The sequence below is a fragment of the Dyadobacter sp. HNCC25DJ186 genome (assembly GCF_056895235.1).
In genome coordinates this window covers 1,105,788-1,127,309 of the sequence record NZ_JBXHAS010000002.1, presented here as the reverse complement: position 1 = coordinate 1,127,309, position 21,522 = coordinate 1,105,788, and the positions used below count along the sequence as shown (strand labels likewise).

Annotated in this window: 10 protein-coding genes; 6 read left to right on the top strand and 4 right to left on the bottom strand. The window is 41.6% G+C overall.

Annotated features, from left to right (window positions below; translation table 11 throughout):
- Window positions 1-940: 940 nt before the first annotated feature.
- Window positions 941-3,799: a PAS domain S-box protein gene (locus tag AC1XUO_RS09665; RefSeq protein WP_483329566.1), complete on the bottom strand. Its 2,859-nt coding sequence runs from the start codon at window positions 3,797-3,799 to the stop codon at window positions 941-943.
- Between the two features lie 1,348 nt (window positions 3,800-5,147).
- On the opposite strand from AC1XUO_RS09665, the gene AC1XUO_RS09660 reads away from it, so the two are divergent.
- The 6 genes from AC1XUO_RS09660 to AC1XUO_RS09635 all read left to right on the top strand — a co-directional run bounded on the left by AC1XUO_RS09660 (window position 5,148) and on the right by AC1XUO_RS09635 (window position 13,234).
- A complete protein-coding gene (locus AC1XUO_RS09660; RefSeq protein ID WP_483329565.1) occupies window positions 5,148-6,194 on the top strand; it encodes an efflux RND transporter periplasmic adaptor subunit in 1,047 nt (348 codons plus the stop codon).
- 102 nt (window positions 6,195-6,296) lie between these two features.
- Window positions 6,297-9,419 (top strand): efflux RND transporter permease subunit, encoded by a 3,123-nt coding sequence (locus AC1XUO_RS09655; RefSeq protein ID WP_483329564.1) that lies wholly within the window; start codon window positions 6,297-6,299, stop codon window positions 9,417-9,419.
- Between the two features lie 246 nt (window positions 9,420-9,665).
- Complete coding sequence (locus AC1XUO_RS09650; RefSeq protein ID WP_483329563.1) at window positions 9,666-10,958, top strand: TolC family protein; 1,293 nt, start codon at window positions 9,666-9,668, stop codon at window positions 10,956-10,958.
- A 4-nt stretch (window positions 10,959-10,962) separates the two neighbouring features.
- The gene (locus tag AC1XUO_RS09645; protein WP_483329562.1) at window positions 10,963-11,367 is read left to right on the top strand and encodes a response regulator; all 405 of its coding nucleotides are present in this window, start codon (window positions 10,963-10,965) and stop codon (window positions 11,365-11,367) included.
- 31 nt (window positions 11,368-11,398) lie between these two features.
- Entirely contained in the window at window positions 11,399-11,722 is a 324-nt protein-coding gene (locus AC1XUO_RS09640; protein ID WP_483329561.1) for a hypothetical protein, read from the top strand.
- Window positions 11,723-12,322: 600 nt separating this feature from the next.
- Window positions 12,323-13,234 carry a helix-turn-helix domain-containing protein gene (locus AC1XUO_RS09635; protein ID WP_483329560.1) on the top strand — a complete coding sequence of 304 codons (912 nt, stop codon included), beginning with the start codon at window positions 12,323-12,325 and terminating at the stop codon, window positions 13,232-13,234.
- A 1,539-nt stretch (window positions 13,235-14,773) separates the two neighbouring features.
- Here the strand turns inward: AC1XUO_RS09635 and AC1XUO_RS09630 are convergent.
- From AC1XUO_RS09630 to AC1XUO_RS09620, 3 genes are read right to left on the bottom strand one after another with little or no spacing between them, the layout of a single operon-like run.
- Window positions 14,774-16,087, bottom strand: coding sequence for a glycan-binding surface protein (locus AC1XUO_RS09630; protein WP_483329559.1), 1,314 nt, complete (start codon window positions 16,085-16,087; stop codon window positions 14,774-14,776).
- 13 nt (window positions 16,088-16,100) lie between these two features.
- The gene (locus AC1XUO_RS09625; RefSeq protein ID WP_483329558.1) at window positions 16,101-17,870 is read right to left on the bottom strand and encodes a RagB/SusD family nutrient uptake outer membrane protein; all 1,770 of its coding nucleotides are present in this window, start codon (window positions 17,868-17,870) and stop codon (window positions 16,101-16,103) included.
- Between the two features lie 11 nt (window positions 17,871-17,881).
- Complete coding sequence (locus tag AC1XUO_RS09620; protein ID WP_483329557.1) at window positions 17,882-21,349, bottom strand: TonB-dependent receptor; 3,468 nt, start codon at window positions 21,347-21,349, stop codon at window positions 17,882-17,884.
- Window positions 21,350-21,522 lie beyond the last annotated feature (173 nt).

The window sequence follows — 21,522 nt, the reverse complement described above, 5'->3', positions numbered from 1 at the left end:
CATAGCAAAGTATATGTATTTGACGCTGAAATGCCGGATGTATCAGACCAATCGAATTCTACTGTACCGGTGGTGTGGATCTTTCATAGACTCAATTAGTCTATGAAAGATTCCCAATATGAATTCTGAAAAATTTATCTTTTCTACGTCTGAAAGGTTTAGCTTATCTCCAGTCGGTACGAATGAGAATAATACTCATATTTACAAAGAAAGTGCTAATAAATATTCGATCTGTCCCCATTGCTGTGAGCTCTTCAGTTCCGGACATACTTATTGGTGTGAAATTCAATTACTCTTGCAAAAATAAAAACATAGCCATAAGCAAATCCCTTTCCTTATTGATGCCTGCCATCGACTGCTACTATCAACAGGACTTTTTCATCCATCCGATGGTGTAAAGAATGAAATGTGTGCAGAAAGGAACAAGAGCAAGCAGCTAGGATATAAACCGGAAGCTTATTATTGTCTAGCCAAAAAATGTGAACGTTGCACACTTAGGGGATGTGCCACGAGGAATTCAAGTCAGTCAAGCGTTAAATTAGCCAAAAGCAATAGCCAGGGAGTTGCTGTGCAGTATAAAAGGGATGGAAATTTGAAGTCTAATGGCTATAGAGCCGGAAGCCATCCTGGGACCAATGAAAAGTGATAAAAAATTTAACAAGTTCACTGTGAATTGATGTGACTAGGTTTTGGGGGAGTTCGGCCGAATGGCACTTGCCCACAGCCTAACGAATACTCGCCTTAAAGAAAAATATGGCGCCTAAATATAGTCCGACCGGACAAAACACATGCCTTAAGGTCCTTTTAATCCTATTGAGCTTTTTCTTTAAAGGTACTGCCAATCATCTTTGCGGCTTGTCCGGTTTCGGATACAAAACTCGGCAAAAATCCTTAAAAGAGAGGCCGCCCAAGAACGGCCTCATCGCTTCAGTGCTAAATTTTATAGAGATTGTTCCAAGTCAATTTGCGCCAGTCTTGTTTTCTCCGATGCTGATTTGATAACCTCATCTAATTCATTTGCCGCCAAAAATAGATAATCCAATAGCGTTTCCCGTTCTTGAGCAAATGCGTTCCAATTTTGCAACATCGGTACAATTCCCTTGATACGTGCCAGAGGCGCTCTTACAACGTGTGATTGCATCCAGGCGATTTCTCTGAATATTTTGTTTTGTTGCTCAATTTTGGTAGTATAATTATAGTGATCAGTCATATCACTTGCTATTATAATTTTAGAATCGACTCCCTTGTACTGAATACGATTACTTTTTATATCAACCTTGATATGATCACCATTCTTCTTTTTATGCTTAAAAATTCCACGATGACTTAGACCTTCATGAGCATCACTCATCGATAGTACAGATTTTACTTTGGGTATTTCTTCTACTTCCCTGATATCCAGGATTGTCATAGACAAAAACTCTTCGTAGTTGTAACCATAGTTTTTTATTGCAGCAGCGTTTACATCCAGGAAAGCCAGGGTGTTAATATCAAATACCCACATGGGCAAAGGGCTAAAGTGAAAAAGAGAACTATAATTTTTTTCAGAGTCGGCCAAGGCTGCTATCCATTTTTTTTGTTCCGTGACATCCTTTACATAAAAGGATAGGCCATTAGTGGAAGGGTAAACACTAACATCATACCACTTTTCGAGCGGTGGATAATAACCGTCAAAATGGGAAGCATCTTTGGAGATAGCGGCTCGGTGAAATTTAGTGTAAAAATCCGAACCCATGGCTCTCGGAAAAACATGCCACAGGTCCGTCCCGACGATCTCTTGTCTTGTTTTGTTAAATACTTTTTCAGCCTTGTTATTCCAGTAGTTAATTACCCAGTTTTTATCAACGGCAAAGAAAGCATCACCTATACTTTCCAATATTAAATTTTTTTCTCTCTCAGCATGCTCGACGCCAAGTTGTGCCTGTTTTCGTACGCTGATATCCTGAAAGCTACCCCTTATTCTAACGCATTGTGAGTTTTCAAACTCTGGCTCTCCAATTACCCGTACCCATTTCAATTTGTCCCTGGCTGTAAGTATTTGTAATTCAACATCAAAAGAAATACCTTTTTGAATTGCTATGTCAATCAGTTTGGCGACCAATTTCCGGTCAGATTCTTCCTTGTAAAAATTAAGACCTTTTTGCATATCCGGTTCATATCCAGGATCTACTTCATGTATTTCTCTGGTAATATCTGACCAATATATAGTAGTACTTACCAGATCAATTACCCAACCACCTATAACGGCCAATCTTGTCACCTTATCAAGCAAGTCTTCGAGTTCCTTTTTTTCTGTAATATGCCGGGCCACTATAAAAATGATCCCGTCTTCGGTAGCGGGTGTGCATGTCCATCCAAGCCACCTGATCTGACCTGACTTTGTGAGACACCTTTTTTCAAAGTAAAGGGTTTCTTCACATTTATTTTTGAGAATCAGTTCGTCCATAACGTTCATCCGATCTTGGGGATGAAAAAAACTGAAGATTGGTCTGTCCAACAGTTCTTGCTCACTGTATTCCAAAATACGGGCCAAAGCAGGGTTAATTTTCTTAAAATAGCCGTCAGTACCCACCGTGCAAATTACATCCGGTGCATTTAAGAAAATTTGGTTATACTCTTTTTCGAGTTTCCTTTTTTCGGTAATATCACGGGTTACAGCGATTATATGCGTGTACTGGCCACTCTCATTTGTGACCGGAGTCGCTGTTACATTATTCCAAAAGGCTTCACCGTTCTTTTTGTAATTGACAATAGAAATTTCGCAGGATTGCCTGTTTTTGACCGCCTCTACTAATTTTTCCAATTCTCTAAAATCTGTTTTGGGCCCAAGCATAATTTTTGGAGACTTGCCTAGTAGCTCATCGGACGAATATCCTGTCATTTTGGTGAAGGCCTCATTGGCATACAAAATACTTGGACCGCGTTGAAAGGCAAACTCTGCATTCATAATCAAAATTGCATCATTCGTATTTGTGACAACAGATTCCAGCAGTCTTAGATGCTGCTGCTCTTGTTTCAACTTTTCTTCTACAAGCTTGCGTTCTGTAATATCAGAGCGGATGGCAACGTATTTGTAAGGCTTACCATATTCATCCAAAAACGGAACAATGGTTGTATCGACCCAATAATAAACACCATCCTTCGCTCTGTTCTTCAATTCCCCCTTCCATATCTCGCCTGCTGTTATGGTTTTCCAGAGTTCACCCATAAACGCTTTGTCGTGAAATGACGAATTAATAATCCTATGATCCTGACCAATCAGCTCACTAGGTTCGTACATCGATATACGACAGAAATTATCATTCACGTGGGAGATGATCCCTTGATGGTTTGTAATCGCGACTATTGCAGATTCGTCCAATGCGAATTTATAGGCATATAATTCGTTATTCGTCTTCAGTAAGGTTTTAACCCAATTTTTCTCGGTTGTGATATCTTTAAAGCGAAAGATAATTGCTTTTACATCATGATCATCTAACATGTTAGTCATTGAAGATTCAACCCAGATAAAATTATGGTTTTTTTGCATAAATCTGAAGGTATTAGATTTAGTCAAACCAGGACATGTCAATAAATTTTGGAAAGACTCAGCAAGTAACGCGACATCTTCCGGATGAATCTGATCAATTATTGATAATCCTAATAGCTCTGCGCTGCCCCAGCCTAGAATACGTTCCGAAGACTGCCCTGTATGGGTAACCTCAAATGACTCGTTAAGCAACGAAAATCCTTCATAGCTGGACTCCATAAGTTTCCAGAACCGACTGTCTTCAGTTAGCGGTAAAGTTTGTAAGTTCATTAAGTATAGAGGAGTTTTGGATAAGATGAATAGTAATATGTCTTAAAATTACTTAGTTATAATTAACCTTATAAAGATAGAATAAATTCTAAAATCCAGGCACAGCTATTTAAAAATTAGCTATTAATAATATAATTGATCAGCAGGGATTTGTAGTATATTTTTAAAAATAAGACAGTCGCACATCTGGATCAGTTGTAATCATTATCGCTAGGGTTGAAATACTGTGGTAAGATTAGATTTTTTATTGCTTCGCTCTTCTGCAATAGTCTGAATGATGCAGGTATTAGTCGAAGTGTCGGGAAAATAAATTATTAAAAAACATTCCCTGAGGTACTCAGGGAATGTTATAAAACTACTTAAACGAATGGATTGATCTGGCGTGAATATTCAGTCTGCGAACGCCAGCTCTAACTTTACTTTTTCGTACCAGGCAGGCAATACGCAACATCATATCGAAACACTCTTGTTACGTCAATTTACGCGGCTTGTTAAGGTTTTCTGTACGGGTTCCTTTTAGAATATCACGAGGGTATTCATCAAATGTCTTTAAATTACATGGCGCGTTACATCCCAGATTTTAGGAAGGATTTATAAGTGCCAGTAAAAGCCGGAGGCTTGACTCAGAGGTCACTTAAAAATAAATATTTTAAGCCAGATTTCAATAGGATCTCAAGTTGTTCAAGCTATTCAACAGCGAAAAGCGGTACTGGGAGTTTAGTATATCGCGGTCAAGCTGCATGTCGCGGAGTTGTTTTTTTAGTGGAGCTAAACACTGCTCCGTTTCATTCAAAATCACTTTTTCATTGCCGGGAAAACTCCCGTTTTATTTTGCTGAAAACTCTCTAAGCCAGCGGCAGCGTATCGACGGTGGAACATCCAATTTTTTTTGCCAGAGCGCTAAGGTCTGTGCGGGTGCTACGTAGTTCAACGCTCATCAGTTTTAACTATTTGTTAACTACTCTTCTTTCTCGAGATATAAATGTTAAGTTAAAAATGTTTCTCTCAACTCAATGTCCACTTAAATGAAGCAAGTCTAATCTATATTTTAATGGACTATTTAACCAAAATTAAATTAGCGCAATTTCGAACTTCACCAGAGCTTATATGCAAACAAATGAAGCTTCGGTGCTGTGTTGTTTATTATTGATAACGTTATAGAAAATAATGTTATGGATATTTAATATTCCACAGCAATAATATTGAAATCTAAAGATGATGAATTTCGATTTGAATTGAGAAAAAACCGAAGTTTGGCCCAATCAAACCGATCAAAGAACCTTTTTAGTCGGGTAAACAATGTTAACCTTTGCATACCAACTTTTAAAGGTATCTGACCACCCGAAAAATGAAAAAATGTAATTTTATCAGGCCTGTCATTATGCGGGTCTTTGTGATTGCTTCTATCACAACCTCAATTGCTGGATGCGCTGCAACGGAAGAAAAAAAAGTAAAACAAAGTGCGGTGAAAGTCACAGTGCAGCAGATCAAAAATGAAGGGCAAGCCGAAGAGCTGAGTTTTTCCGGAACCATTGAAGCCGATAACTCAGTCCAGATCGGTTTTTCTGTGCCCGGGACGATTTATTCAGTTAAGGTCGGTGAGGGTCAACATGTATGCGTGGGCCAGCTTTTGGCTACCATCGATGCAACAGAATATGATAATGCACTACTTATTGCCAATGCAGGTCTGGAACAGGCGGAGGATCTTTATAACCGTTTGAATGCTTTATATCAAAAGGGCAGTTTGCCGGCAAAGGATTTTATTGAAATAAAAACAAGACTTGCCCAGGCAAGAGCAAACAAGAACTTATCGATCAAGCGTGTTGCGGACACAAAATTGTATGCTCCGATGTCCGGAATCATTACGGCAAAACTTGTCGAGCGCGGCGCGATGGCTGCTCCGGGCGTTCCTGCCTTTACGATCATCAAAACAGATCAGGTTTATGCACGGGTAACGGTACCGGAAAGTGAAATTGGTAAAATTATCATAGGGCAAAATGCAAAAGTTTTTGTATCCACTTTAAATCAAAACATTAGCGGAAAAATTACAATAATCAATCCGCAGGCTGATCCTGCCAGTAAATCCTATTCGGTAAAAGTCAGGCTCAGCAACGCGGGCGGAAAACTGCTGCCGGGGATGATCACCCAAACAAAAATAGTGACAGGCAATTCAGTCGAAGCCATCACCATACCTGCAACGGCTGTTATCCGTGATGCCGATGATATTACTTACGTGTTTGTGGCAGGGGATGACCAGAAAGTAACAAGAAAGAGAATTACTGCCAGCGGTGTACAGGGGAATGATGTGATTATTTCGGATGGTTTAAATAAGGGTGACAAGGTTGTTGTTTCAGGTCAGACAAGGCTGAAAGACGGGGCGTCTGTGACCTTGTAACTTTTCTGATTGATTTAAACTAAAGTTCGGAAAAAGTACCTGGCAGTACAGAATTGCTTCTGTACTGATGGGGAATCTATTATCCCAAATTCACAATATTAAATGGAAAAGCATAAAATGAACTTTGTTGAATCGGCCATGAAGTATAAGCAGGTGACGATTTTGGTCACTGTACTTCTGGTCGTGCTCGGGATCAACGCGCTGTTGAATATGCCACGCAGCGAGGATCCTAAAATTGATATGCCTATGGCGATGGTCATGGCATTTTATCCGGGTGCGGATGAGTTGCAGATGGAACAGCAGGTAACTAACAAAATTGAACAGTATCTTTTTTCTTTTGAAGAAGTAAGAAAGGAAAAAACCAAGTCTTCTACCAAAGATGGTCAGGTATTTATAACCGTGGAATTGAACACTAATGTCAAGGACCGCAAGAAATTCTGGGCTACTCTGCAGCATGGATTAAACATGAATATGCGTTCAGTGCTTCCTCAGGGAGTTTTAGGGCCTATTGTGAATAGTAATTTTGGAGATGTGGTCGCGCAGATGATTACGGTTTCTTCTTCTCAACGCAGCTATTCGGAGATCGAAAAATATCTTGACGATTTGGAAGATGGCTTGAAAACGATCCCGACTATATCAAAAATCAACCGAAACGGAGGACAAAAGCAGCAGATCTACATTAAGGTAGACAATAATAAATTACGTCAATATGGCTTTGATGTGAGTGTGCTGGCAAGGGCACTGCAATTACAAAACGTTACCGGCTACTCAGGGGAGCTGACCATTGCGGATAACAATGTTCCCATCTTTGCAAACAGTCAGTACAGGACCGAAGCGGATATAGCAAACCAGATCGTTTATAGTGATCCGGCAGGAACTGTGGTAAGGTTAAAGGATGTTGCTCAGATTGAGAGGCGTTATGAAGAAGTGTCTTCGTATATACGAATAGGTGAGGACAAAGTTATGATGCTAAGCATCGAAATGCAGCCAGGAAATAATATTGTCAAGTTTGGTAATTTGGTGCAGGCAAGAATTAAGGAAATTCAATCTGCATTTCCTGAGGATGTCAAGGTTACTACAATTGTAGACCAACCTAAAGTGGTGGGGGACAGTATCTCGCATTTCATGGTGGAGTTTGGAATTGCTATCCTTGCCGTAATTCTGGTTGTGATGTTTCTACTCCCATTCCGGGTGGCGTCCATCGCCTCGGTTGCCGCGCCCATCTCGATCGCGATAACATTTGGTGTTATTAATATCATCGGTATTGAGCTACATCAGGTGACCCTTGCCGCTTTAATTATTGTTCTGGGAATGGTCGTTGATAATGCCATAGTGGTGGTAGACAACTATCTTGAAAAGCTTGATGAAGGTGTGACGCCCTGGACCGCAGCCTGGCAGTCAGCCACGCAGCTTTCGCTTCCGATTTTCACTGCTACGCTAGCCATTATTTTTGCTTTTGCCCCCCTTGCGCTTTTTCTGGATGGCGTCGCAAAAGATTTTATTGCAGCTTTACCTCTTACAATTGCCGTTGCTTTAATCGCCTCCATGCTGGTCGCCCTTCTTCTGACGCCATACATGTGTTATGTATTTATCAAAAAGGGATTGAAACACCAGGTGAGTGATCGGCCTGTTAAAAAGACACTTTTGGATTACCTGCAAAATGCGTTTAACATCGGTGTGGAATTTTGTTTCCGCTGGCCGAGAATGACCATGGCCGCTGCCGTGCTTTCCGTCCTGGTCGCTTTTGCGACTGCGGCCAATGTGGAGCAGCAATTTTTCCCAAACTCGGAGCGTAACCAGTTCAACGTAGAAGTTTGGCTACCAAGTGGAACGTCTCTTTTGACTACGGAATCTGTGGTGAAGAAAGTTGAGAATATATTAAAACAGGATAAAAGAGTTCTTGGATTATCCAGTTTTGTTGGGACAAGCTCACCACGTTTTCAGTTTTCTTACGCTCCTGAAACACCCAGAAGGAATTTTGCGCAGATCTTCATTACCACAACCAATCCAGAAGCTACCAATGAGATGGTGAAAGAATATCTTGAAAAGTTTGATGGGCTGATCCCTGACGGACACCTTCGTATCAAACAATTGAGTATACAAGCCGGCTCGCCGATTGAGGTCCGTGTGATAGGAAACAATCTGAACGACCAGAAAAAGATAGCGGGTCAGATTAAGGATATTCTTGAAAAACAGGACGGTACCAACTGGGTAAGAGATGATTATGAGCAGGATTACATGGGTGTTAGTGTTAAAATTAAGGATGATGTAGCCAGTCGGCTTGGCGTTTCCAGCCAGGTCATCACCCAAACACTTGGTGCAGGTTTGAAGGGATATTCTGTTTCTACTATGTGGGAGGGCGATAAACCAATCGATATTTTCATGCGACTTGACGATGCCAGCCGAAAGGATTTTGCCAATCTGGATAATCTTTATCTAAGTACACTTTATGGTGGAAAAGTACCTTTGAAAGAGGTGGCAGAACTTGTTCCGGCCTGGCACACCGGAAATATGGCGCATCGTAATGGGTTAAGAACGCTCACAGTATTGTCAGAAGCGCAGCTCGGAATTAAACCGGGCACAATCATGGCAAAGGCCATCCCTGAAATAGAAAAACTGGAATTACCGGAAGGAATACGAATAGGCTATGGAGGAGATTTAGAATCAGGTCAGGAAAATGCACCAGGAATGGGCGTCTCACTTGGCGTAAGTTTGATACTGATCTTTTTGACATTGCTTTTTCAGTTCAAAAATCTAGGAAAAACGCTGATCATACTTGCAACTTTCCCGCTGAGTTTGTTGGGTGCTTTTTTAGGACTTTATGTTACGGGTAACGCAATGGGGTTCTTTGCTTTCATGGGAATTATCAGTTTGATCGGTATTGTGGTGCGTAACGGGATTATCCTGGTCGACTATGCAGACGAACTTGTTCTTGACCATGGTTACACGATCAAAGCAGCCGCGCTTGCTGCCGCCAAAAGAAGAATGCGGCCCATTTTCCTAACATCTGCTGCGGCAGCCGTAGGCGTTATTCCAATGATTGTTAGTAAATCGCCCATGTGGGCACCGCTGGGAAGTGTGCTTGCCTTTGGTCTTATCGTTTCGATGATCCTGACCCTTTTCATCGTACCGGTTTTATATTACAGATTTATAAAACCAATGCCTGAACCTGAAATGCCTGCACCAGCAAGCGAGCATATTCAGTATAAACCGTCTCATGCTTAAAAATTGAACAATTGGAATATGTAGTTCATAATTAATGTGGCGAACAATTTCGTCGCCACATTAATTTTTTTGAAACAGATTCCTTCGGCAGCAAAATATAAATATGTCTTTTCATGATGGGTGTTAGTATAGTAGGTATTGCAGCATTGTAAGTGGCTGTTTTGCCACTTACAATTTGATAACTGTGCAACTGTCATGGAAATGGACTAATGAAAATTTATTACATCAAAAATTGTACCTCATAAAATGAGAAAATATCCTGATAAGTTAAAGGTCATTGTTGTGTCTTTACTTGGTATAATTCTGTATTCAGAAGGCGCGTACGCACAAAACAATATCTCCCTGTCTCAGGCGCAGCAGATGGCTTTGACACAAAATAAAAGGTTAAAAGCAGCCGAGCTGAATATCCAGGCAGCCAAAGCAGCTCGTAAAGGGTTTAATGGTGCTGATAAGCCGATGATAGATGGGTCTGTTACCGGATTTTATTTCGGAAAGCCTCTTAACACACTACTTCCTGAATACGGAGTTAGTCCGGCTGTTACAGTTAAACAGTCCATCTATGCAGCAGGAAAAATAAAACTGGGCAAACAGTCAGCGGATAAAGGAATCGAGATTTATGAAGAGCAAAAAGCGGTTACCGAGTCAGAAGTGCTATTCAACGTGCGGCAAGCTTACTGGCAGCTTGCCAGTGTAAGCGAGAAGATTACACTCGCAACCAAGTTCAAGTCTTTGCTCGAATCATTACTGGTGCAGCTGACAAATTCCTTTGACGCGGGTATGATCTATAAAAATGATATGCTCAGGGTTCAGGTTCAGCTCAATGAAGCAGAGCTTAATTTAAGGAAGGTAAAAGACGGCCTTATAATGTCAAAACTTAACCTCGCTCAAACAATCGGTATGCCGGGAAACGCGGATATTACCCTTGCGGATTCAGTGGTTGGAGCATTCAACCAAATGTCCGGCGAAAATTATCTGAATGCCGCAGAACAGCGCTCCGAGATACGGTTATTAAAAAGAGCATTAGAATCCCAGCAATTGCAGCAGAAGCTTTTGAAGGCAGATTTTAAGCCGACAGTTGGATTCCTTGCCAGCGGATTTACGGGCATAGGGCCCAAGATGAATTTTGAAAACGGGAACAATGTCCTTTCGTCATATCTGGGCTTTGTAAGTGTAAGTATTCCAATCTGGGACTGGGGAGAACGGGCGAGTAAGGTTAAAGAGCAGACTTTCAAGAGCAACGCGCAGCAAATGCAAATGGAGCAGACCCGTGAATTGATACAACTGGAAGCGCAGAATGCTTATTTTCAATTGAATCAGTCAGCCAGAAGAGTCGATCTTTCCCAAATTTCTGTGCAGCAGGCAGATGAAAATCTTCGCCTGAATAACGATCGCTTTAAGGCAGGAACTGTTACGGGGCAGGATGTTTTGGAAGCCCAAACGCTGTGGCAGCAGGCTTACAGCAACGTCATAGATGCAAAAGTCGAATATAAAGTCAACGAAGCGGCCTATAAAAAGGCCATAGGCGTTTCTGAGCTATAATATTATGTCAGTTAGTCTGAAAACCAAGCCGGTAATATTATATCTGGATTATGAGATCCATAACCTGATATCCTTCATTGCCTTTTTTGGAAAAGGCTATAAAATAATCTCAGTCAGCTCAGTAAAAGAAGCGCGTTTTGTTCTGGAAAAGGAGCTGGTTGAAATTATTATTTGCTGTAGGTATGTGGGATTGATGGATGGAGTGGATTTTCTGGCATCCACCATGGATTCGCATGCGAATTGCACACGCCTTCTTGTTTCGGTTTATGAAGATGAGAATGCAGAGGAAAAGGCTCAAATCTATGATTATCTGATTAACTCCTGGGACAAGATTAAGCTTGGCAATATTCTTGTAAGGGCCCATGAATTATTTACGCTAAAAAGCATAATTACAAAAAACTTTTGGTAGCGGTCTAACATCAATTAAACATTCAGTCACTATGATCAGTACAGATTTGTGTATCATCGGATCGGGTCCTGCCGCCCTGTTTGCAGTCTTTGAAGCAGGACAGTTCAATTTGCGCTGCCACATAGTTGGGGGTTATACTGAGCAGCGCAGGGAAATTTGCAACTTTTTGGATACGCCACTGTCTGAAATTTTAATGGATAAAATAGCGGTTTTCAAGCCCGGAGTTTCTGCGGGGGAATGGATAGAAGATTTGGATCAGGATGATTGTGGAAACTACCTTGTGGTCACCAACCGGCAAACATTGATTTCTTGCAAGTCCATTTTATTCGCGACTGAAAATCAGGATGAGCAATAACGTTTCAATATAGCCGGTTAACCAATAGCAAGGTGTTGAAATGCAGTAAATAATGATAATAATCTGCTGCGGTAATCTTTAAATGCTTTTATTTGCCGAATGTGAATTTGGGTGAATCATTAATAGGTCCTGTGAAATTTTATTTATCAAAACTGAAAATTCTATTCTGTAAATTGTTCCACGTGTATTCCTTAGCTGCCGAAGTTTGTTGAACTTTATGATTTTAAGCTGCATCTTTCAAGCTGCACGAACAACGTGGTATTCTATGAATTTGAGATTCTGTGATTTGAAAAGTTGATCAGATATCTTATGACTTTAATTTATTATGATTGAGTGGCGTCATATTCGTAAATTTAACTTGGGCAGAGTAAATTTAAGGAATATGCAAAATCCGAAACAGATACGAGTGTTAACCGTTTGGGGAAGCCAGGTTTTTCAGCAAATTCTGCTAAACCCGCATATGGAGATTAGGAGAGATCTCAACTAAGCAAAATACGTATCTATTTTAAGAGGCAAATTTAACAGGTGATTAACTGACCTATGATCCTGGATATTATAATTACCGGTTTTAAAGAAGAAACTGTTTAAAGAACTTTTATTATGGTGAACTCCGAGAAAGTACAATATATTAGTCATCAAGAATTTATCGAACTGATTAATAATGAAAGTAATGTAAGGGGTTTTTCTGTTAAGTCCAATGTGGCAGTGAAGAAAGAACACTTCATCAGTGAATATTTCAGATCAGACTATATTAGTATTTGTATGGTTACAGCTGGCAACGTGACTTTTAATATTAATTTTAAGAAATACTATACTCCTGTAAATGGATTTGTAATTATGCCACCCAATGCGCTGAGGCAATTTGTCGATGCCAGCGATGATGCGGCTGTATCCATGATAAGTTTTACCAGTGACTTTTTTCACCGGATCGGGATTCCAAATGTTAAGGTAGAGCTATTCGATTATTTTTCCACGAAATTTTTCCCATGCTGGCAGCTGGATGATGCTGCCGCCAATATGGTCTTAACACTAATGCATGAGCTCGAGCGTCGTACGCTTAGGGCGAACACTCACCCTTTTGGTAATGAATTATTGCATACGTCCTTTCAGATTTTTCTTTATGAAATTGCTGGACTTAGCGCAGTATATTCAACGCCTGCCAACACCTATCTTTCCAGAAAAGAAAAACTGGTCATGGAGTTTGTACTGCTTTCACAAAAACATTTTAAAATGCATAAAAGTGTTGGTGCATATGCTAATATGTTGAGCCTTACAGCAAAGTATCTGACAGAGACAGTTAAAGAAATTACTGGTAGAAATGCAAGCGATTTGATTGGAGATATCATTATGCATGAAGCAAGATTTCTTTTAAACGATCCGGAAAATAACATAGCCAGAACTGCGGATTTTTTGAATTTCACTGATCAGTCGTCCTTCGGGAAGTTCTTTAAAAGAAAAGCTGGCGTTTCTCCAAAGGCATACCGGGATTCCCTTCAAAGGGATAAATTTTAAAGGCTTTCAGAATAAAATTTTTACCGTATATCTAAATCATTAGATAAGCTGCAAGCGAGAAGTATAATTATTGAGGAAAGCGCGTTACATACATTAATATCACTTTCGTGATTTTGAGTGATTAGCGCTTTACGACGAGAAAATTACCTTCCTTTGGTACTTAACCCTTATCGGTTAGTAAGCTAATTTTCAGTAATTGTAATATTTACATGTGTGCAATTTGAAACACGAATGCGTTTGAAAAAATGGAGACGATTGGCAACGATTAATTTTTAATCTTCCTAAACATCTAAACCTATGGCTAAATCAAAATATTAAATCTGACTGGCCACAGTTTAAAAGTATCCTACCTGCCAGCCATGCTCAATATTGATCAAGATGTATGCACTGCAGATGACATCGCCAGAAGGTCAATGGTTGCTAATCAATCTTTTTTATTCATAAGTTACGTAGCTACAGTCCGTCATTTATACTTGTCAATTCGGATTGAAATGAGGTGATCATAATTTCCTAATTGTGTTGGCCGATGGCTCCGTATTTTCTATAAAGGGGCCAAAAGAGGCTTTGACAATTGGCATCAGTAACGGATCGGCGTAAGATTAGATTGATTTAAGCAAAATTTGAGCTTACTCATACCCGGAAATTTGATTTTGCGCTCCCGGAGGTGAGGTAAGTGCTTTATTTGCAGTGTCAGGAAGTTTAGAATATCACCGCGTTTGATTCCAGTAAGGTTGCAAAAAGAAAGCACTGCTGTTAGCGTGCAATAAAAAAGTATCAATTGAATATAGCGTAGGAGTTTTCGAGGATACTATTCCTAGGAATGAAAGATACGATTGTATTGCTTTGATCTTTGCTAATGAATCGTCTTGGGTATGGGCTTTGTTCGCACGACATTTGATCACCGAACTGAATCCCGCAGGTAAAATTATTTTTGAAGAATTCTATAAAGAACAGCTCGAATATCAGTGGCGCTACCTGTCAGGTGGTCTGAAGAATATTGATTTTCTTTTTTAAGGAAGAAATTGAGTCCTGCTTTAAGGAATGACCATTAGCTACCTGCGGCAAGAAGAGGTAGTTTTAAAGTAAGGTAATTTTCACCACGGTAAAGCGCCTGTGATCAGGATGTTGGCAAGAATATAGCCAGAATATTCCTGTGAACTTTTAGGGAAAATGAAAAACCCGAATTCAAAAAATTACTAAAAAAGTTTATCAGACGAAAAACCTGGATCCGTTAAGTTGAACGCGGTAAATCCCCAGAAACTCGCTTGATAGAGGTTTTGAGCATTTTCTAAAAAGCACTTGAAAAAGGCAGATTTCTGTCTCACAGAGGACGTACTGGCAGAGATTGTTCGAAAATATCACATCATCATTCTTTTTATTTAACTCACAATAAATCGAGTTCGCTATCCCAGTAATCGGTATCAATTTAGGAAAAATCGACTCTGCTTCATTTTTTCGGGCAGAATCGATTTTCCTAGAAGGAATTCCTTGATATTTATTGCTTTTCAGAATTTGATAGTCAAGTACGCAATAGCAAATTTACAGGTTGTCGTTCATTGGAACTATTCTCAGATTTGCAACAAACAACTGAAATCTGGTGAGTGGCAGCGACTGGTATCCCTGAAAGAAATTTACAAAAGCCAACGCGGAATTAGTGGTTGTATTTTCCAGCAGGTAACTATCCAATGTACCCAGGGAACCGCCAGTACTATTGGCCTTGTAGTAGGATAAAGGGATTGTAACAGTTTGCCACTGGTTGTTGAAGTCGTATGGAGACCCTTTTTCCGCCCACCACCCAAAATTATAGCAGGTCCACGAGCTTGCGCCTCCATTACTTAAGTTCATCCGGTATGATAGCACACCAGATTTCCATGGTTGGTTCATATATAGCTCAAATTGGATCGCCAGGTTATTCATCTGTGTGGATCCTTTTATATCGTTGCCAGGATTATTGATTACTGCCCTCAGCGCATTCACCATTGCGAAGCGTAACCAACCGGTATTACCTTTATCATCATTGCCGGTTCCCAGTGCCATATCTTTTGGGTTTGCAGGTATCGCAATTACATTTTCCGGATTATTGGCTAGTCCAGTCTGGGTTTTGACAGCGTCACCTGAATAGGTCAGGTAGCCGGTTCCACCCGACATGGGTACGTCCGACTGTGTTGTAGTGCGCATAAAAATTCCCTGTTCGTAAAACAAAAACGGGGGAGAAGAATAGTCGTCCCCATCGATAACCAAACGGATCCTACCGCTAAGGTCCCGGTTAACGCTTCCAGGTACAACCAGTGTCACGGTTGTATCGGTCTTCGCAGTAATGGAGGCCTCGATATCGCCAGGGAAATAGGCGGCAGTTGCATTCTGCAAGTTGATTCCTTTGACAGTAACTATATCACCGGCGAAGGGCATTGTTGAAGATACCCCCGATATAGCAGGTATCTTGTTCTGGTCTCTGAAAACAAAGTCGGGGTATGTCGCTTCTCCATTTTTAGTACGTATTCGAATAACATTAAGCGCACTTTGGTCAGCAACATCACCTCCGACAGGTAAATCGCCCGGTATTCGGAATACGACATAGTTATCTGTTACGTTCACAGGTGAGAAGGAAACCCTTACACCGTTGCAGTATAGTTCCAGCAAATCAGTGAAGCCAGATCCCTCCAGGCGGACCCAAACGTTTAGAAAGCTGGATGTGATTTGTTCATTTTCAGAGTCATATTGATTCATCCATACGCTGTTGATCCGTATGGTTTTTCCTACATCGTCTTTCTCACAGCAGAGTAATACTGAACAAAAAACGAATAGGCATGTAAGCAGGAAATGGCTTCGCTCTATTTTAATATCTCTTTTCATTTTCGAAACAGGTTCAGAATTGATACTTTACAGGTGCTGAATTTAGCTCAGGATTACCCGACGACTCAGCAGCCGGATACGGTAGACACCAGATATTTGATTTGGAACCGACCGCATGTACGTATGATCCCTCCGGGACATTGTGAACAACTGCCTGGGATATATATCCAGCTTGCATGCGAGGAGAATTGTCCCATCCACCAGCATTTGGATATTTCGGAGGGTCAAAGGTATAGGCATAGGAGGCATAATTGGTAAATTCGGTAGTAGGGTCGCTATCCTTTAATTTATTGTTTAGAAAATTCAGGACCCAATCCATATCATAAAAAGACCTTCGTACCAAGTCGGGCCAGTATAGTGCTTCAAAGAAGAACTCCACGCGTCTTTCATTGAAAAGCTGGTTCCGTGTCAGCGAGGTGTTAGGCGTAAAATCGCTCTGGTTCAGGCGAAAGGCCCGTTTTCTGACTTTGTTGTAGTATTCGAGTGCCATCGGATCGCTTGTGACATTATTTGTTCCAAGTGCTGCTTCTGCGTACATCAGATAGACCTCAGACATTCTTAGCATTGCTGGGACTAATCCTGAGTTACCCTGAACAGCGGCTCCGTCAGTATCTTTTGTGCTGCCGACTACGTATTTTTTTAAGTTGCATTTGGTTTTCGCGTTGGACGGAACGGTCCAGCTACCTGCGGGAAGGTGCGTTCCCAGGTAAGCATAATTTTGACCAGGAATACAAACATTACCCCTTAGTCTGGACAGGGCTCCGTCCTTTAGATACAGCCGAAGCAGATCGTAAGAAGCAAACAGCCCACTTCCTCCTCCAATATTGTCTGTAACTGTCCGGTCATATGCCAGGTTATTGAGTGGATTACCCAAGCCGTACTCAACAACACCGGGCAGGAACTGCAGACCGAACAGTACTTCCTGGTTATTGTTGTTTTGTGTCTTGAACAAATCTTCATAGTCTTCCAATATTTCGTATTGGGATTCAGAGATGACACTCTGGGTCAAGTCTTTCACCTGCTCGAAATAGTGCTGGGCCATTGCAGCGTTACTGCCAGTATTATTCCGCGCAAGATAATCGGCTGAAAACCGGTTACCCATGGCATAATTTGCGGCCGTCATTGAAATGCGTGCCAGCAAGGCTTTTGCGCTGTATTTGGTAAGCCTTCCCTTAGTGTCTGTGGCAGGTAATGTTTCAGATGCAAGTTTCAGATCATTGATTGCATATTGCAAAACATCCTCAAATGGGTTGGGGGCAATGATCGTATTGAGTACCATTGATTTGGGATCATCAACAATAGGTACGTCATGCCATAGCATAGCCAGGTACCAGTATGCTGCTGCCCGCATGAACCGGGCTTCTCCTTCGCACGCTTTTGCCCCTGCCTCACTCACTCCATTGGATATTGCCAACGGTACATAATCGTTGACGATGTAATCAGCCTGTGTCACAACTACATACAATGCTCCCCAGGTCTGAAAAAGCTCATTAAAATTGGAGTTTTCGGCGAATAAAGCCAAGGCAGATATCGTGCCGGTAACACCGTCAATATAGACATTGTTTCCTCTTCCGTCGGTTATAATACGGGCGTGTTCGTTAAATTTGTTCCAGGGTTTGGTATATAAGAATGCCGTCGTCGCCCTCAGATCCTCAATAGTTTTGAAGGAGTTGCCGACCTGCTTCTGTGTATCTGAGGTAACGTGGAGGAAATCTTCGCACGCAGTGGTGCTTACCAGGCTTAACAAACCAACTATATACGCTATTATATTTTTTATTTTCATCTCGTTTTGATTTAAAAATTAACATCGAAGCCAACCGTGTAGATACGGGGAGTGGGCACCTTGCCATTATCAACCCCATAGCGAAGCATACTTTGTCCGCTGTATGATCCCACCTCTGGGTCGTATCCGGTGTAATTCGAAAACACGAAAATGTTTTGCAGATTTGCGTAGAAGCGTAAACTCCCCATACCTAATCTGGAAACAAGTTTCTTCGGTACCCGGTAGCCAAAAGAAACATTTTGAATCCTGATAAAGGAGGCATTCTCAACGAAACGATCACTGAAAATGCTGTTATTTGTGTTTTGCACCGACATGCGCCCCAGATTTGGATCGGCGCCTGGAAGGACGTATACGTTCCATATATCCTGTGTTGTAGGATCGTCGTTGAGGTAGCCGAGTTTTGCATAATTGGCCACAACTTTACGCACATTAGATGTACTCCGCGGATCATCGGAACGGCTCCGTAAAATATTGAAAACATCGGCATCGATGGTGCCATTTATAAATATGGAAGCATCGAAATTGCCATGGGTGATGCTGTTTGTGAATCCAAAAGTGTACCTGGGGAATGGATTGCCAATTTTTACGATGTCTTTTTCATTAACAATTCCGTCGCCATTTGCATCAGCAAAAAGCAGGTCGCCGATATAGGTTGAAGTGATCAATGTCGGGTCGTTGTTTCGAAGAATAGTCCCGACGTTATATTTAAATGTGGGAGTCTTCACTGTACTTGTACCATCCCCATTGTCCACCAGAAAATCGGATGCTGAATTAATCCGCCCTATCTGCTTGTATCCGTAAAACTGACTGACCGGTGCTCCGGCCATTGTTCGGGTAATAATATTTTTACCGTTGGAATTGTCATAGATCGGAATGTCAGCAGTCTCGGTATTCATCCGGGTTACTTTATTCCGGTTCAGGGTGAATATCAGGCTGGATTGCCATGAGAAGTTCGATTTTCTGACATTGACTGTGTTTAATGAAAATTCAAAACCCTTGTTCTCAATAGCGCCAATGTTGTACCAGGGTGCCTCTGCGGAGCCGGGAAGGTCGGAGGTACCTGTAAAAGCGGGCAGGCTTAGTCGAAGCAGCAGGTCGTCCGTTTTTTTGATGTATGCATCAAATACTAATTCAATACGTTTTTTGAAAAAGCTCAAGTCCACACCCGTATTCCAGGATTTTGTAGTTTCCCACGTTAAATTTCTGTTGGAAATATTAGCTGTTTGCAAAGCAGTTCCCCAGTTGTTGGTTGGGGTATTTAGCAAGTTGCTCTCATAGGCAAAAGCACTGATATTCGAATTACCGACAATTCCATAACTGAGCCTCAACTTCAGATCGTTAACGAGCCTTTTGGAAGGTTCAAAAAAGCGCTCCTCTGATATTCTCCAGGCGAATGCCGCCGAAGGAAAAGTCCCCCATTGATTTCCTTTCGCAAAGTTTTGGGATCCATCCCGCCTGACCGTACCGGTAAAAAGATATCTATCATCATAATTGTAAGTGGCTCTTCCAAATACGGACACACGACGCATGACACTTCCCCATCCATTGTTCAAAGCATAATTGGCGTCCCCGGCCCCAAGGCCGGTCAGCTCGTTGGAGCCATATTGACGCTCCCCCCTGAGAAAATCGATTTTTTCTGAAATTACTTCGTGTGCAATCATGGCGGATATCCGGTGTTTCATTCCGATGTTTTTTTCAAAATTCAACATGTTCCTCCAACCCCAATAGACTCTGAATTTCTTTTCATGGGCATTCTCTGTGTTAGCCTTGATAGATTCACCAAACTGAAAGGCGGGAAGAAACTGCTGGTAATTATCAATATTGCCATCACCACTGAATTCAGTACGAAGGTTAAAATGCTTATTTAATTGTGCGGTTAAGTAAAGGTTCCCTCTTCCGCTAAGATCATGTCTGTTTCGCTGGTTGAGTTGAGCGATGGCGACGGGATTGGAAAATCCAAGTTGGTTAGCGTCGAACTCAGTTGTTGGTCCGCCGAAAGACCCATCCGGATTACGAACTGGTATAGCAGGAGTCTGAAACAAGGCACTGCCCACAACACCCCAAGATGACACAGCCGTTTGCTGCGTTACGTAAGCTGTACTTACCGTGGCGCCCATTTTTAGCCATGGACGGACGGTGTTATCCGAACTTATCCGCAATGTTTTGCGCTGATATCCTGCCCCATACACAATGCCATTTTGATTCATGTATCCCGCAGAAACTGAATAGGTCGAGCCGTTACTTCCACCACGGACCGATATATCATAGGTTTGCATAGGAGCAGTTATATAAAGTTCATCTTGCCAGTTTGTACCCTCTCCAAGTACCTCGGGATAACTGAAATCCTGCCGTCTGCCATAGCCCAGAACGTCCGAAAAGTCGTTATGATGTTGGGCATATTCCCGCAGGTTCATCATATCGATCTGTTTGGACATTTTTTGAAAGCCGAATTTTGAATTGAAATTAATAGACGGTTTGGCCTCTTTGCCTTTCTTCATACTGATAATGATCACTCCATTGGCGCCTTGAGCTCCGTAAATTGCTGTTGCGGAGGCGTCCTTGAGTACCTGAACGCTCTCTATATCGGCTGTATTGATATTTGAAAGTACGTTAACGTCGTTATTCCCCGTCTGTCCGCTAATAATTACGCCGTCAATGATATACAAAGGTTCATTGGTGCTGTTAATGGAGTTTACACCACGAATCTGAATGGAGGTTCCTCCTCCGGGAACGCCCGAATTCGGAGATACCTGTAAGCCTGCGACACGGCCCTGTAGGGCTTGGTCTAGCGTAGTTACAACTGACTTGTCAAAAACGTCAGACGATATGGATGAAATTGAACCGGTAAGATCTCCTTTTCTCTGCGTTCCATAGCCTACTACAACCATCTCTTCCAAAGACTTTTCGTCTATCTGAAGCACGATATCTAGTATCGTCCTTTTGGGTGGTACGATCAGCTGCTGGGTCAAGTAACCTACAAATGAGAAAGCGACGGTCTGATTTCCGTCCGGGATTGATAAATTATATAAACCGTCCCTGTCTGTAATGGTTCCTCTCTGGGTACCTCTGATGACAATGCTGACTCCCGGCAGTGGCTGCCCCTTGTCATCGGTCACCTGACCTTTAATGACCCTCTCAACCAGAACAGGCTGTTCAGCAAACGAATCGTGGTCGAGCTCTTCATTATCATAAGACTCCTCACCAGGTAAAATTGCCGCGTTGCGAAGAACGATGTGATTACTTACCTGCTTGTAGGAGACGCCTAAGGGTAAAAGCAGCTCATCAAGAACAGTAGAAAGTGCTTTGTCAGCTACATCGACGGACACCTCAGTTTGTAAAGGGAGTAAGCGGGAGTTGTAAGAAAATTTTACGTCGGCCTGCTTTTCAATTTGCTTAAGAGCTTTGGTCAGGGTTACTTTTGGCGCTAAAACGTTAACCTTTCGTTCCAGGATATTTTGGCCCGAAATTGGCGCTGCCATAATAAGTTGACTAAGCCAGAGCGCTATTAATATTTGATGTACAGATCTCATCACAAAATGGTACAGTAACACATTGCCGGATAATTTTTTTTTCATAAATTTGATAGTTGTTGTTTCAATTGGTTGGAAAAATTGGACAATACTCTTTTATCACTGGATAGCCGAATCCGGTG